Source organism: Desulfitobacterium nosdiversum, assembly GCF_049860565.1.
GTDB classification, from domain to species: Bacteria; Bacillota; Desulfitobacteriia; order Desulfitobacteriales; family Desulfitobacteriaceae; genus Desulfitobacterium_A; species Desulfitobacterium_A nosdiversum.
This window is the reverse complement of sequence record NZ_CP172056.1, coordinates 1448884-1462975: the sequence shown is the minus strand read 5'-3', so window position 1 is coordinate 1462975 and position 14092 is coordinate 1448884. Positions and strand designations below refer to the sequence as shown.

The 14092-nt window shown below is 43.5% G+C and carries 15 protein-coding genes; 1 reads left to right on the top strand and 14 read right to left on the bottom strand.

Features of this window, described 5'->3' with window-relative positions; all coding sequences use genetic code 11:
- Positions 1 to 40 precede the first annotated feature (40 nt).
- The gene (locus ACHOLT_RS06925) at positions 41 to 400 is read left to right on the top strand and encodes a hypothetical protein (protein ID WP_425806775.1); all 360 of its coding nucleotides are present in this window, start codon (positions 41 to 43) and stop codon (positions 398 to 400) included.
- 74 nt (positions 401 to 474) lie between these two features.
- On the opposite strand, the gene ACHOLT_RS06920 is transcribed toward ACHOLT_RS06925, so the two are convergent.
- The 14 genes from ACHOLT_RS06920 to hrcA all read right to left on the bottom strand — a co-directional run bounded on the left by ACHOLT_RS06920 (position 475) and on the right by hrcA (position 14034).
- Entirely contained in the window at positions 475 to 1014 is a 540-nt protein-coding gene (locus tag ACHOLT_RS06920) for a YcxB family protein (RefSeq protein ID WP_425806774.1), read from the bottom strand.
- A gap of 40 nt (positions 1015 to 1054) precedes the next feature.
- Positions 1055 to 3484 (bottom strand): PEP/pyruvate-binding domain-containing protein, encoded by a 2430-nt coding sequence (locus ACHOLT_RS06915; RefSeq protein ID WP_425806771.1) that lies wholly within the window; start codon positions 3482 to 3484, stop codon positions 1055 to 1057.
- A gap of 78 nt (positions 3485 to 3562) precedes the next feature.
- Positions 3563 to 4180 carry a TetR/AcrR family transcriptional regulator gene (locus ACHOLT_RS06910; protein ID WP_425806770.1) on the bottom strand — a complete coding sequence of 206 codons (618 nt, stop codon included), beginning with the start codon at positions 4178 to 4180 and terminating at the stop codon, positions 3563 to 3565.
- 265 nt (positions 4181 to 4445) lie between these two features.
- Positions 4446 to 4904: a YbaK/EbsC family protein gene (locus ACHOLT_RS06905; RefSeq protein ID WP_425806769.1), complete on the bottom strand. Its 459-nt coding sequence runs from the start codon at positions 4902 to 4904 to the stop codon at positions 4446 to 4448.
- Positions 4905 to 5014: 110 nt separating this feature from the next.
- Positions 5015 to 5467, bottom strand: a complete 453-nt coding sequence (locus ACHOLT_RS06900) for a GatB/YqeY domain-containing protein (RefSeq protein WP_425806768.1) — start codon at positions 5465 to 5467, stop codon at positions 5015 to 5017.
- A 14-nt stretch (positions 5468 to 5481) separates the two neighbouring features.
- Positions 5482 to 5658 (bottom strand): 30S ribosomal protein S21, encoded by a 177-nt coding sequence (rpsU, locus tag ACHOLT_RS06895; protein WP_425806767.1) that lies wholly within the window; start codon positions 5656 to 5658, stop codon positions 5482 to 5484.
- 106 nt (positions 5659 to 5764) lie between these two features.
- Entirely contained in the window at positions 5765 to 6109 is a 345-nt protein-coding gene (locus ACHOLT_RS06890; RefSeq protein WP_425806765.1) for a histidine triad nucleotide-binding protein, read from the bottom strand.
- A gap of 75 nt (positions 6110 to 6184) precedes the next feature.
- Positions 6185 to 7513: a tRNA (N(6)-L-threonylcarbamoyladenosine(37)-C(2))-methylthiotransferase MtaB gene (gene mtaB, locus ACHOLT_RS06885; RefSeq protein WP_425806764.1), complete on the bottom strand. Its 1329-nt coding sequence runs from the start codon at positions 7511 to 7513 to the stop codon at positions 6185 to 6187.
- Positions 7514 to 7528: 15 nt separating this feature from the next.
- Entirely contained in the window at positions 7529 to 8266 is a 738-nt protein-coding gene (locus ACHOLT_RS06880; RefSeq protein ID WP_425806763.1) for a 16S rRNA (uracil(1498)-N(3))-methyltransferase, read from the bottom strand.
- A complete protein-coding gene (gene prmA, locus ACHOLT_RS06875; protein WP_425806762.1) occupies positions 8267 to 9193 on the bottom strand; it encodes a 50S ribosomal protein L11 methyltransferase in 927 nt (308 codons plus the stop codon).
- A 43-nt stretch (positions 9194 to 9236) separates the two neighbouring features.
- A complete protein-coding gene (dnaJ, locus tag ACHOLT_RS06870; RefSeq protein ID WP_425806761.1) occupies positions 9237 to 10361 on the bottom strand; it encodes a molecular chaperone DnaJ in 1125 nt (374 codons plus the stop codon).
- A 118-nt stretch (positions 10362 to 10479) separates the two neighbouring features.
- Positions 10480 to 12330: a molecular chaperone DnaK gene (gene dnaK / locus ACHOLT_RS06865; RefSeq protein ID WP_425806759.1), complete on the bottom strand. Its 1851-nt coding sequence runs from the start codon at positions 12328 to 12330 to the stop codon at positions 10480 to 10482.
- 24 nt (positions 12331 to 12354) lie between these two features.
- A complete protein-coding gene (gene grpE / locus ACHOLT_RS06860; protein ID WP_425806757.1) occupies positions 12355 to 12984 on the bottom strand; it encodes a nucleotide exchange factor GrpE in 630 nt (209 codons plus the stop codon).
- Between the two features lie 18 nt (positions 12985 to 13002).
- The gene (gene hrcA / locus ACHOLT_RS06855) at positions 13003 to 14034 is read right to left on the bottom strand and encodes a heat-inducible transcriptional repressor HrcA (RefSeq protein WP_425806756.1); all 1032 of its coding nucleotides are present in this window, start codon (positions 14032 to 14034) and stop codon (positions 13003 to 13005) included.
- Between the last annotated feature and the right edge of the window lie 58 nt (positions 14035 to 14092).

Genomic DNA, 14092 nt, shown 5'->3' with positions numbered 1-14092 from the left:
CTAAACACAGTTAAATGAAATTGAAAGGAGCAGTTTTAACATGTATAAGTTTGAAATGAAACCCAGTCATAAGGCATTTATAATCACTATGGGAGGATTAATATCACGGGAAGAAAGCAGCAACTACATGGAAGATTTATCAAAGAGGTTAAAAACATTTAATCCATCCGAATACTATGTTGTTATTGATACTCAAAACCTCAGTGCTTCAACACAAGATATGCTTGACCGAATGAAAGCGGGTATAGAAGTATTAGTTAAAACACCATTTAAAGGACGGTTCAACATCGTATCTAAACACATTATTACAAACATGCAAGCCAAGCGTGTAGCAGGCGAAAGTTTAAGTCATATTACTCCGGTTCAGTCCTACGGGGAGTTCGTTTCTGTTACTCAATAATAGGTAATCTACATAAAAATTAAAAGGTTAAGTCAAGAGTGCTGTCATAAAGCAAATGGCAGCACTCTGACTATCTATTTAGGTAAAACATTCTTGCTAAAATCCCTTAGTAAAGATATATCCTCAGGGTTTTCAAAGAATCTCTTTGGAATAACTATTGGCTTGTTTATAGCAATAAAGATTAAAAATTGCTTTTCTGTTTCACGAATGCGGTATATTTCATCCCAAGTAATTTTAGATATAGATTCCCCATAATTAATTGTTATCGTTGTAAAAGTTATCTTAAATATTTGTTCTTTCTGTATTATCTTATCAGAGTCAAATATCTTTTTTGTAATCTTATTGATATATATGAATCTCCATATTCCTCTGCTAAGTAAAAATAATATTCCAACTAATACGATTAAATTATTGGCATAAACGTTATAAATTCTACCTTGTACAAGGCTCATTATTATTCGTACAATACTCATTATTACCAAAACCAGGACTATCACCGAGGTGGGTCGTTTGAAAAAGTTATTCTTCTCAATCCAGTAGTAATATGTTTTTAGATCGTTTGCCTCAAGGCTAACATTTAGATTAAGCTCTTTATCCGAATTAATTTCTTCCATACAAGCCCCTCTCACAGAACTGTGCGGATTATCGCACATGTCATTCTATTTCTCTATTAGTACTTAAAATCTTTACAATACCTTGCCCGCCGTCGACAAACACACGATCACCGGTTCGTAAATACATGGTCGCGTTGCCACAGCCCACAACTGCTGGAATCCCCAACTCACGGGCGATGACGGCAGCATGTGAGAGTGGTGCTCCCACATCGGTGATAACGGCTGCTGCACGAGGAAAGAGCGGTGTCCAAGCGATGTCCGTTTGGGAAGTAACCAAAATCTCACCTTCTTCCAGTTGTTCCCCTTCCTCAATTCTGTTCAGACAGCGAACTACTCCTTCGATTCGACCCCCAGAGCCTGCTGAACCAGTTATAATATTTCGGTTCGAATCAAGAGAAGAGTCTTCTGGTTCAATGGAAGAACCAGAAGAGTCATAAATATCATTGCGCCGCTGAGGATCTACAGCCCAATGAAACGGATCGAAGCGTCCACATATAATAGAGGGATAGGCAGGCAACTCCAAGTACCTTTGATGGATTTCCTTCCGGGCGGGAATAAACTTCACCGCCTCCTTGTTGCCAGATAGTACATCTAATACCTCATCAATGGTTAAAAAGAAGATATCATCCCCGATGCCTATCAATTCCCCCGCGCGGAGTGCAAAATTACGGGCAACCCAACGATCACGTACGTATTCAGAACGAACAGCTTCGCGCATGCGAGCTTTTAGCGCCATCTTACGTATTCGTCGACGAAAGAAATGTGCTTTTAGGCGATTGCTTGTTGCGAAACGGTTCCACGCGGCGTCAAATTCGTCATGTTTTTTTAACAACAGTGCTTCTATGTCTACTGGTGATTTTTTAAACTGTATTAATTGCTGATCAAGCCAATCAGAATCTTCTACCGGACGAGGAACAGATAGTTCGAACTCATTGGGTCCCCGATGTCCATAAAGAGCTAAATATTCAGCGCGTTCCATCTCTCCACACGAAACCTTGGAAATACCAAGAACTGGTCCAAGACTTGCCAGCAGTCTTGAACCATCTTTCACGTCTGAATTGCTGCTTAGACCAGAAATAAGCGTATCAGCATCATCCGCTCCGACTAATTCAGTCAGCTCCCTGCGCAGCTTCATGGCATAGCCGGAGAATTGAGTAACACTGCCCATAACATACCAAACAGTATTCTTTAAATGCGGCAATATCTCACGATCCCACACTAAAGACAGTTCATCCTTGTTTTTTATTCTTTGGATCTTTTCTCGAATCCTGTCACACCACAAAGAATTTGTTGCAAGGAACCGGGATGACTTTCTCACAGCTGTATTTTGTTTAAAATACATTTTAATGAGATTATAAATAACCGAAAGTATTGCTGTCTTAGAAATCCGGATAACGGGTATATCCATGTTTTCAGGAATTCGTGTATATAATAATCCTTCAAGAAAACGAAGAATGTCCTCTTTACTTCTTCTTAAACTATGCAGGACTGAGGCATAGATACTTAAGTTAAGATAAATTCTGCCTCCGATATTTCCAGACGATTGATATCCAGAGATCAGCTCCCATGATTCGTATATGTTGCTTTGCACAGTCCAAGTGAGAGGGGTCATCACTTCAGGAATTGCTTCACCAAAGTTCACGTTGGACCACAGGTAACTGCCAGTCATACTATCATTCCACTCACCGGTTGCGGGATTGTACCCCGTTAACGTTGTTATTGGACGAGATTGCAGCACATACAGCTTACTTCCGTTAATCGCCCATTCTATATCCTGTGGACAGCCAAGTTCCTTTTCCAATCGGTTGCCTAATTTGCGAAGCTTACTGGCATATTGTCTTAACTCCCTAGGCACATCAGCATAAACTTTTTGCCAAGTGCTGGATTGTCGTTCCAATATAAAAGTATACGAATCAGCTTTACCAGAAACTAGATTTTCACCTAACCCAACGATAAAGTTTCCCATCATTTCATTACAGTTGCCAGTAACAGGGTTAGCTGTAAACAGAACGCCCGAGATCTCTGCTTGGACCATACGCTGCACGACTACAGCCATTTCATGAGATACGTTTATACCTTTCACCTCGCTATAAGCCTGTACCTCATTACTATGCCTCGACTGGCGTACCGTTCGGATGGCTTCCCAGAGTTCGTCATCTGAACAAACGTTAAGTACTGTGCCAAATTGGCCTGCAAAGGACGCCATCACAGAATCCTCAGATAACCCGGATGAACGGACAGCAAAGACGATATCACCGTAATCCTTACGCATTTTTGTAAAACACGTCTGGACATCTGCCCGGGCTTCAGGAGTCAATTCGTTATTATCAAAGGCAGACGGCATGATGATGAAACCATTTGGGACAGAATACCCTTTTTTATAAAGCCGCGCTAATGTACTGCCCTTACCCCCGGCATAAGGCTGCTCCTCAGATCCCAATTCACTAAAAAAGCAAACCCATTGTTTCATCCGCAGCTCCCCCTCTCGATAATAAAGTTAGTGCAAGTATCTCTAAAAAACACTATCGTATGATTGGCAAGCACCTTTTTATGCTTCTCCTTTTTGTTGTATTAAGTCTTGAATTAGCACCCGAATAGCCCATGTCAACGCATCCGTTGTATCTTCAGCACTTAGCTCGAATCGTTGCCTAAGTGTAACCCAGGTTAGTGAACTGTGGAGGTGTGAAATTATAGCAGCGATCTGCCCAGCAACTTCCGGAGCCAAGAAAGGAGCGCTTTCAGCAACCATTTCGAGATATTTCCTATCACGCTCTCGTCTGCTTGAGGGTTGAATGTTATTTGCCGCCAAAGCCATAGTATAAGCCTGCAGTATAGTAAAATTCTCTTCAAATGCCTCTGCCGTCTTCCTTAAAACATGAGTCAACTCCTCAATCGAGGTCGACTTTAATGAAAATTCTTGTCCAACTTTCTCCGACGCATATTCATAAAGAGTCTCTAAAAGTGACTCCCGCGTCGGGAAGTGACGATATACCGTACCGTAAGAAACGCCAGCACGGTCTGACACATCTTTAACGGTGAAGGATAGTATACGACCTTCGTTAATTATCTCGGCAACTGCTTTCATAATTTGATTCCGAGTTATATCCTGTTGTTGACGTCGGAGGGGACTGTGATAAGAACGACGATTGGATTCTTCTTCACTCATACTTGTATACTCCCGTCATCTCTAATTATATCCAATATTCACTAGTGATCTTCTATATTCAATTATCTTATATTATCATGTAATGTCAATAAGCAAAAATATAAATACAGCTATTTACAAACTCTTTAGCTAAACCTATCCCTAAACACAATCTAAGTAATATGACGAAAAGACCTCTTTAAACAAAAAAGCCATTTCTCAGTAAATTATTTCTGAGAAATGGCTTTTTCATGACATATCACAAATACCTAGATACTTTAAACATTCATCCTTGTGCTACATCGACCCAATCTGTAGCAACAAGAGCTTCTAATTCTTCAACCTCTAACTCTACTGCAGCGTTCGGTGCTCCTGCCGCCGGATAGACTTTTGCATAAGCGCGTAAGGATTGATCAAGATAGACCGGAATTTTCTCTTTCAATCCGAATGGGCAAACCCCGCCAACAGGATGACCCGTGACTGCCAGCACTTGATCCACTTCCGGCATTTTGGGTTTCGCTTTAAAGATATCCTTAAATTTACGGTTATCTATGCGTTTATCCCCAGCCATTACAACCATGAGAAAGTCATCTTGAGCTTTGAGGAGCAAAGATTTCGCAATCTCTCCAGGGGTAACGCCTAAGGCTTCCGCAGCCTTGCTTACTGTACTCGTATCCTCAAAGGTCAAGATGGGAACTTCCTTTTGCTTCTTTTCAAAAAACATCTTAACAGTTTGAACGGACATATGGCCCTCCTTCAACTTAATCCATATAGGTTAAGCAATTGGTTAAAAGCCTGACTACCTTTAACAGCAGTCAGGCTTTTAATGATTTTTAGTTCATCAAAATGAAAGATTTAAGCTCCAAGAAGTTCTCGCACGATTTGGTTAACCAGCCTTCCATCTGCGCGTCCTTTTGTCTTTGGAGAAATCTTCCCCATTACTTTACCAAGGTCTTTAGGGCTTTGAGCCCCTACCTCGGCAATCGTTTCCTGGACTAGCTGACGAATTTCCCCTTCGGAAAGCTGTTGAGGAAGGTATTCCATTAGAATGGATATTTCCTCTTCCAGTGCCTTCACTGTATCCGGGCGATTCGCCTTTTCAAATTCCACGATAGAATCACGACGCATTTTAACTTCGCGTGCGAGAATTTCGATTACTTGTTGATCATCAAACTCAGTTTTCTTGTCTATTTCAGCATTCTTAATGGCGGCCCTAGCCATTCGGATGACGGAAAGTCTAACCTTCCCCTCCTCTTTGGCCTTCATGGCGACCTTCATATCCTCAACGAGACGATCCTTCAGGGACAATTTCGAGCATCTCCTTACTTGAACTTGCGTTTACGAGCAGCCTCAGATTTTTTCTTCCGCTTCACGCTAGGCTTTTCATAATGCTCATGTTTACGAGCTTCCGAAATAACGCCTGCACGCTGACACGTACGCTTGAACCGGCGGAGTGCGCTATCCAGGGATTCGTTTTTACCAACTTTGATTTCACTCATTATATTATCCCTCCCTCCACTGGATCATAAACAGGTATACTCTTAGATTATACTGGATGAAGTTGGGCACGTCAAGTTTGCGCAACCCAAGTCATCACTGACTGGCTTAGTCAATGTGAACGCCTAAAGCTTTACCGCCAAGAACATGGAAATGCAGGTGTGGGACAGCCTGCCCGCCTTCTTTACCTATGTTCGTCACAACACGGTATCCCGATTCTGCCACTCCAAATTTTTGCGCTAACTTTTGCGCCAGCATAAGAATATGTCCCATTAATCCCTCATCTTCCGATGAGACCTCATTCAGACTTGTGATATGTTTTTTGGTAATCAGAAGCAAATGCACAGGTGCCTGAGGATTGATATCCTTGATTGCAAGAACTTGATCATCTTCATAAACGGTTTCGCCGGGTATTTCTTTAGCAACGATTTTACAAAAAATACAGTCTGACATTAAATAAGCCTCCCTTATCTTTATATGCTCAGTCCTAGATCTGAGTTCCTATACCTGACAGGAAATATTCTCCTCTTATTTCATGACATATTCCGGTTCCAAGCGAAGTTCCACGAGTTCACCGTTTGCCCATGCTTTTTCATCTTTCCGCAGAGGAAACTGAACCTGAATATAGTTGGCAGTGTGCCCCGACACTGTTCCATCGTCACTGACACGCTCGATCAATACCTCAACCTTTTGTCCGATATATTTCTTAACGTAATCATCATGGCTTTGACGAATAAGCTCCATCAACTTCCTCACCCGTTCTTCTTTCACCTTCTTGGTGAGTTGATCAGGATAGGTTGCTGCAGGTGTCCCTTTTCGCTTTGAATAGGGAAAAACGTGGGCTCCTGCAAAATGGCAGGAACGTACAAATTCAAGCGTATTTTGGAAATCTGCTTCGGTCTCGCCCGGGAAGCCCACAATAATATCCGTTGTTATCGCAATTCCGGGAAGTTTACGGTTAAATTCTTCAATCAGCCCTTTGTACTCTTGAAGCGTGTAAGGTCTTTTCATTCGGGCAAGAATAGCATCACTCCCGCTTTGCAATGGAATATGCAGATGCGGGCAGACTGTGGGAGAAGAAAGGATAATCCCGACTAACTCCGGAGTAAACTCCATCGGTTCAATAGAACTGAGTCTAAGTCGTCTCAGTCCGGGAATGTTAGCCAATCGCTTGACAAGGCGTGCCAAATTCCACTCCGGTCCAAGATCCTCACCATAAGCTCCTGTATGAATACCAGTCAGAACGATCTCCTTATACCCTGCTGCAACGAGTTTCTCAGCTTCAGCAATTGCATTTTCGGGGATTCTGCTCCGCACAGGACCACGGGCATAGGGAATAATACAATACGTACAAAATCTATTGCAGCCCTCTTGGATTTTTAAGGTTGCACGTGTCCTGCTCTCTTCCTCCATCAAGGGAAGTTCTTCAAATTCCGCGGCATCCCAAATTCGATGAACATTGCTTTGCGGTTTACGTTCTTGCCGAACTTGTTCGATTAAATCAAGAACTTTTCCCCGATCCTGAGTACCAAGGACCAGATCTACACCTTCAATATTCAACACTTCACCAGGTGCCGTTTGAGCATAGCATCCCATAACAATCACAAAGGCTTCGGGATGTGCTTTGATCATGCGGCGTATCACTTGACGGGATTTAGCATCACCTGTATTTGTTACCGTACAAGTATTCACGATAACGACATCGGATTCCTCCGAAGAATCCACCACTTCATATCCGTTATTCCGAAATAATTGAGCCAGTGCTTCACTTTCCGTTTGATTAACCTTACAGCCCAAGGTTAGAAAACACACTTTTGGGGTGCATTGCTCTTGATTTTCAGCATATTCTCTAATCACTTATACACCCCCATCTTAACCCAAATCGCCATAATATGCCAGCGTGATCGTTAAAGCTGCAATGGCTGCGGTTTCAGCACGTAAAATCCGCGATCCCAAGGAAACGCTTTTAGCGCCTAAATGTTCCTGTGCCCATGAAATTTCTGAATAATCAAAGCCCCCTTCAGGCCCAATAATAAGAGCAATCGGGAGGGAAGAATCTAGAGAAGCCAGCACAGTTCGCATACGTCGAGTCTTCTCTTCTTCATAAGGTATTAACCATTGTGTTTCTTGAGGAAGAGCTCTTTGCACTTCCGCCCAATCAGAAACTGCAAAAACCTGGGGTTCTTGAACACGATGGGATTGCTTTGCTGCCTCGCCGGCAATCTTTTGCCAGCGCTCAGCACGCTCAATCGCTTTACGTCCCTCCAGCTGCATTACAGAACGTTTGGCCCGCAAAGGGATCAAGCCTGACATGCCAAGCTCAGTTCCCTTTTGAATGACCCATTCCATCTTCTCTCCTTTGGAGAGACCCGCTATAAGATACACATTTGTTTCGGCCTCAACCTCAGGATGAGATTCTTCTAAAATTCGGCAGGTTACGCTTTTATCCTCAATCTTTATGATCGTTGCATAATACTCTGCTCCAGTATTGTCAAAGCCAATTATATCATCTCCGGGAGCTAAGCGGAGTACTCTGACCAGATGATCACGTTCCGTCTCACGCAGCCAAAACACATTTTCACCGAGCTCAGTGATTTTAAAGCGATGCACCTATTTCCACCTCGCGCGTAACGCGACCCACATTGCGTCTTCTTTTTTATCAATGACTTCAAGCCCTGCCTCACGCATGCCGTTTTCGACATCTTCGGAACGAGATTCTATAATTCCCGAGGCGATAAATTCTCCTTCAGGTTTAAGAATACGCTTTAGATCGGGTAAGAGCAATAGGATAACATCAGCAATAATATTGGCCACAACCAAATCAGCTTGACCCTTAAGTACTGAACCCAAGTCTCCATGTTTTGCTGAGACCTGTTCCGAAACATGATTCAAATCAATGTTTTCCTGCGCTACACGAACAGCAACCGGGTCCAAATCAACAGCTTCAACTTCTGCCCCAAGTTTAGCAGCAGCAATTGCCAAAATCCCGGAACCTGTTCCCAAGTCGAAAACTTTCATCCCCGGCTTAACGATATCTTCCAGCAATTCTAAGCAAAGCGTGGTTGTTGCATGGGTACCTGTTCCAAAAGCCATTCCTGGATCAAGTTCCAATACTAAATCTTCCGGATTCGGCTGAATATCCTCCCAAGAGGGCTTGATCAAAAAGTTTTTGCCTACACGGATTGGCTTAAAATAGGCCTTCCACGCCGTTGCCCAATCTTCCTCTTTAACGGTTATCCCCTTCACTTGGATAATCCATTCCGGGAAACGCTTGACTAAATTCCGGAGACTTTCATCCAGTTGATTCATCCGCCGTGTAAGATGCTCGTCTTCGCAGAGATAGCCTTTAACAACGGAAGTTCCCGTCAGGCTAACCTCACCGAAATCATGATAATCCCATCTTCCGGACTCAATATAACTGTGTAAAAGTTCCGGATCCTCGATACTTACCCCCGGACAGCCAAGTTGATAAAAAAGATCGGCAACAGCCTCCTCTCCTTCTGATGAAACCGTTACCGCAACTTCACGCCAATTCATTAAATCATGGCTCCTCTACATTTTAATTTCAATGCTGTTGTCATTATCCTATTGCATCCCGAATATTTTCCTTAACTTTATCGAAAAAGGACTTTTTCCCCATTTGTTGCTGTTCTGTCGCGGAATCTCCAAACTCGTTCAAAAGCTCTTTTTGTTTATCCGTGAGCTTGGTCGGAGTAGCTACAATAACGCGCACATGCTGATCTCCGCGCCCGTTCCCACGGCGGTACGGTATACCATGTCCCCGCAAACGGAAGACAGTCGATGTCTGGGTTCCCTCGGGAACTTTCATTTTTACGTTTCCGTCAAGGGTAGGAACATCGATCTCAGCTCCTAAAGCGGCCTGTACAAAAGTGATGGGAATTTCACAATAAACATCATTGCCTTCACGTTCAAAGAATTTATGAGCTTTAACATGCAAGACAACGTAAAGATCTCCTGCCGGGCCGCCTTTTTGACCTGCTTCACCGCTGCCCGTGTAACGCAAGTTAAGACCTTCTTCAGACCCTTCAGGAATATCAACTTTTATCGTTTTCACCGTACGAACAGCACCTTGACCATTGCAGACCTTACAAGGCGAACTGATCGTCCTTCCTTCTCCATGACAGGTCGGGCAGGTACGAGCCGTTTGAATCACGCCAAAGGGTGTACGTTGGCTAACCTTGATTTGGCCTGTTCCATGACACTCTGAGCATTGAGTCGGTTGTGTTCCTGGTGCCGCTCCAGATCCATGACATTCCGAACACGTTTCATGCCGTGGAATCTGAATTTCTTTTTCTGCGCCAAAAACCGCTTCTTCAAAAGAAATAGTTAAATCATAGCGTAAATCAGCACCGCGCGACGGCCCATTGCGGCGTTGTCCGCCGCTGCTCCCGCCAAAAAACATATCAAAAATGTCACCGAAACCAAAGTCTCCGCCGCCGCCAAATCCGCCGAATCCACCCGCATTTGGATCTTCATGACCAAACTGATCATAACGGGCCCGTTTCTCTGCATCGCTCAATACATCATAGGCTTCGGTCGCCTCTTTGAAGCGTTCTTCAGCTGCTTTATCTCCAGGGTTAACATCCGGGTGATTCTCGCGGGCTAACTTCCGGTATGCCTTTTTAATTTCTTGCTCACTTGCGGTTTTAGGAACCCCTAGCACCTCATAATAATCGCGTTTCATGTTTTCCCTCCATCACTCCTGCTTAACCCGCAAAAACAAAATAACATGAATTTGGGGCACAAGAGAATTTCCTCCCCTGCACCCTTTAACATCATGAATGATTTTTCATGCCTAATTATTATTTATCCTTATCTACCTCAGTATATTCAGCATCGACAACATTGTCATCTTTTTTTGCTTCACCACTGAATCCGGCACCTGCCCCAGCAGCTCCGGCATCGGCACCGGGAGCTCCGCCGGTTTGTTGATACATTTTTTCGATGAACGGATAGAGAACTTTGTTGACTGCTTCTGTCTTAGCTTTGATTTCCTCGAGATTTTCGCCGCCTGCAACAGCTTTCAGCTCTTCAACCGCTTTCTTAATCGGTTCAACTTCGCTTTCAGGAGCTTTTCCTTCGAAATCTTTCAGTGATTTCTCGGTTTGGTAAACCAGGGAGTCTGCTTGGTTCTTCACATCAATCAGCTCTTTGTGTTTCTTATCTTCCTCAGCATGAGCTTCTGCATCCTTCTTCATCTTTTCGATTTCGTCTTCACTTAATCCGGTTGAAGAAGTAATCGTAACCTTCTGTTCATTGCCTGTAGCCGTATCTTTTGCCGAAACGTGAACAATACCGTTGGCATCAATATCAAATTTCACTTCGATTTGAGGAATTCCACGCGGTGCAGGAGCAATACCTGTAAGTTGGAAACGGCCTAATGTTTTATTGCCGGAAGCCATCTCACGCTCCCCTTGGAGAACGTGAATATCCACAGAAGTTTGACCGTCTGCCGCCGTGGAGAAGACTTGGCTCTTTGTTGTCGGTACGGTCGTGTTCCGATCGATAATCCGAGTAAATACACCGCCAAGGGTTTCAATCCCTAAGGAAAGCGGAGCAACATCGACAAGGATGATGTCCTTAACATCTCCGGCCAGAACCCCCCCTTGAATCGATGCTCCAAGAGCAACAACTTCATCAGGATTAACTCCTTTATGAGGCTCTTTGCCGCTCAGTTTTTTAATCGCTTCTTGAACTGCCGGAATCCGTGTCGAACCACCGACAAGAATAACCTGGTTAATTTCATTCCAGCTTAATTTTGCATCACTCAGTGCACGGCGAGTTGGATCAAGGGTAGCTTCGACAAGGTCCGCTGTCAATTCTTCAAATTTAGCACGGGAAATGTTCATATCCAAGTGAGCAGGACCTTCAGCGGTCATTGTGATAAAGGGCAGGTTAACATTTGAAGTCGTAACACCTGACAATTCGATTTTAGCCTTTTCAGCCGCTTCTTTTAAACGTTGAAGAGCAACCTTATCTTTGGAAAGATCTACTCCGTTCGTCTTTTTAAACTCAGCTGCCATATAATCAATCAGACGTTGGTCGAAATCGTCTCCGCCTAATTTATTGTTACCGCTCGTTGCCTTAACTTCAACCATTCCCTGGCTAAGTTCAAGCACGGAGACATCAAATGTGCCGCCACCCAAGTCAAAAACAAGAACCGTTTGGTCCTGTTGTTTATCCAAACCATAGGCCAAGGCGGCAGCGGTTGGTTCGTTGATAATCCGCTTCACTTCAAGTCCTGCAATCGTCCCGGCATCTTTAGTAGCTTGACGTTGAGCATCAGTAAAGTAAGCAGGAACTGTAATAACAGCTTCGGTTACAGTTTGGCCAAGATAAGCCTCAGCATCAGCTTTTAGTTTTTGAAGGATCATCGCCGAAATCTCTTGAGGAGAATAGCTTTTACCCTCAATATTTACTTTGTAGTCTGAACCCATATGTCTTTTAATCGAAATTACAGTTTTGTCAGGGTTAGAAACGGCTTGACGTTTTGCCACTTGACCGACTAAACGCTCACCCGTTTTTGAAAAACCTACGACAGAAGGAGTTGTACGGTTTCCTTCCGCGTTAGGGATAACAACAGCTTCCCCGCCTTCCATAACAGCTACACAAGAATTTGTTGTTCCTAAGTCAATTCCAATAATTTTACTCATAGTTATTCTTCCTCCTTATCAAGCCTAGCAAGAAACTTTAACCATGCTAGGTCGCAATACTTTTTCTTTGAGATAGTAACCTTTTTGAAGTTCCTCGACAACCGTATTCCCGGGGTAATCGGTTGAATCCACTTGCATAACAGCTTCATGCAATTTAGGATCAAAGGGCTGTCCAACGGCTACTATCGGAGTAAGCCCTTCTCTTGTGAGAGCATTTTGCATCTGCTTCAAAATCATCTCTACGCCTTGAGAGAAGGCCTTAAAATCTTGATTGGATTGAGAAGATGATACTGCACGTTCGAAATTATCCAGTACGGGGAGCATTGATTTGACAACTCGTTCGGCAGCATACTTCACCGTTTCTTCTTTTTCCTTTTGAGTCCGTTTCCGGAAATTATCAAATTCTGCTTGCAAACGCTGCAAGCGTTCATAATATTCATCCGCCTGCTCTTTGCTTTGCTTAAGCTCAGCTTCTAACGTCAGGACTTTTTCTTCGAGAGATACTTCCTGAACATCTTCAAGAACCTCTTCGCCGCCGTCGTGAACCTCACCTCCGGCGAGATTCTCTTCTGTGAAATCTTCGCTGCGCAGAGTTTCCTCTTCCTTTACAGCTTCCTCTGTTGCTTTTGGGGTTTTTTCTCCCCGATCGAACATAAATAAATCGCCCCTTTCCTATATCCTTCGTCGCTTCGATAAAAGCTCGGTTAGTGTCTTCGTCATATAATCAACCATGGCCATTGCCTTCGGATAATCCATACGTGTTGGTCCAATCAGCCCAATCGATCCTACGGGTTCACCATCAATTTGGTAGGTTGCCGCAATAACACTGCAATCCTGCAGCTCCTTTAATGTATTTTCTCCGCCAATAGTAACACTTAGTCCCTCCGCGGCCGGCACGATCAATTTTTTAACCTGTTCGTCCTCTTCGAAAACTTGAAACAAATTTTTGATTTTGCCAACATCCCTGAATTCGGGTTGATTAAGCATGTTTAAGGCACCGCCAAGATAGACCTTATCTTCCTGCTGTTCTTCAAATACAGCAGATACAAGCTCTAAGGCATGATCAATCAGTGAACGCTGGCGAGTCAGTTCGCTGTAGATTTCATGGAGCAGACTATGGCGAACATCTCCTAAAGAATGTCCCTTTATTTTTTGATTGAAGATATTCGTGATTTTCTGGAGTTCCTCTGCCGTTACATTCTCTCCAATATCGACAATCTGATTCTCAACCACGCCGTTATCTTTGACAATAACCATAATGGCCTGACCCGGTTGATAAGGAAGAAAATGCAGCTGATTAAAAGAACTTTTCGTTTTGTGTGGACTAACGACGATACTCGTTAGACTTGTCAGTTCTGAGAGAAGTTTACTTGTACTCGCGATAACTTCTTGAATTTCCGCAATTCGTTTCGTAACTTGTTGCTCAATCACAGCCTTTTCTTCTGAGGTGATTTTAGGTTGATCCATTAAACAATCGACATAAAAGCGATATCCTGCATCTAAGGGAATCCGGCCGGCAGAAGTATGAGGCTGCTCAATGAGTCCCATTTCTTCCATATCAGCCATTTCATTACGGATAGTTGCCGGTGAGATACCGAGATCAAATTTTTTAGCAATGGTACGAGAACCAACAGGCTCAGCTGTATTGATATAATCTTGAACAATTGCGCGCAAGATTTTCTTTTTCCGTTCATCCATTTGCATACTCTCAACCGCCTTTCTACCGCGTTGTTAGCACTCCTCCTTGATGAGTGCTAACGGA

Bases quoted from the DNA above. Each gene is read 5' to 3' on its own strand.
- ACHOLT_RS06925 (WP_425806775.1), top strand. From the start codon at position 41: ATGTATAAGTTTGAAATGAAACCCAGTCATAAGGCATTTATAATCACT.
- ACHOLT_RS06920 (WP_425806774.1), bottom strand. From the start codon at position 1,014: ATGGAAGAAATTAATTCGGATAAAGAGCTTAATCTAAATGTTAGCCTT.
- ACHOLT_RS06915 (WP_425806771.1), bottom strand. From the start codon at position 3,484: ATGAAACAATGGGTTTGCTTTTTTAGTGAATTGGGATCTGAGGAGCAG.
- ACHOLT_RS06910 (WP_425806770.1), bottom strand. From the start codon at position 4,180: ATGAGTGAAGAAGAATCCAATCGTCGTTCTTATCACAGTCCCCTCCGA.
- ACHOLT_RS06905 (WP_425806769.1), bottom strand. From the start codon at position 4,904: ATGTCCGTTCAAACTGTTAAGATGTTTTTTGAAAAGAAGCAAAAGGAA.
- rpsU (WP_425806767.1), bottom strand. From the start codon at position 5,658: ATGAGTGAAATCAAAGTTGGTAAAAACGAATCCCTGGATAGCGCACTC.
- ACHOLT_RS06890 (WP_425806765.1), bottom strand. From the start codon at position 6,109: ATGTCAGACTGTATTTTTTGTAAAATCGTTGCTAAAGAAATACCCGGC.
- prmA (WP_425806762.1), bottom strand. From the start codon at position 9,193: ATGAATTGGCGTGAAGTTGCGGTAACGGTTTCATCAGAAGGAGAGGAG.
- dnaJ (WP_425806761.1), bottom strand. From the start codon at position 10,361: ATGAAACGCGATTATTATGAGGTGCTAGGGGTTCCTAAAACCGCAAGT.
- dnaK (WP_425806759.1), bottom strand. From the start codon at position 12,330: ATGAGTAAAATTATTGGAATTGACTTAGGAACAACAAATTCTTGTGTA.
- grpE (WP_425806757.1), bottom strand. From the start codon at position 12,984: ATGTTCGATCGGGGAGAAAAAACCCCAAAAGCAACAGAGGAAGCTGTA.
- hrcA (WP_425806756.1), bottom strand. From the start codon at position 14,034: ATGCAAATGGATGAACGGAAAAAGAAAATCTTGCGCGCAATTGTTCAA.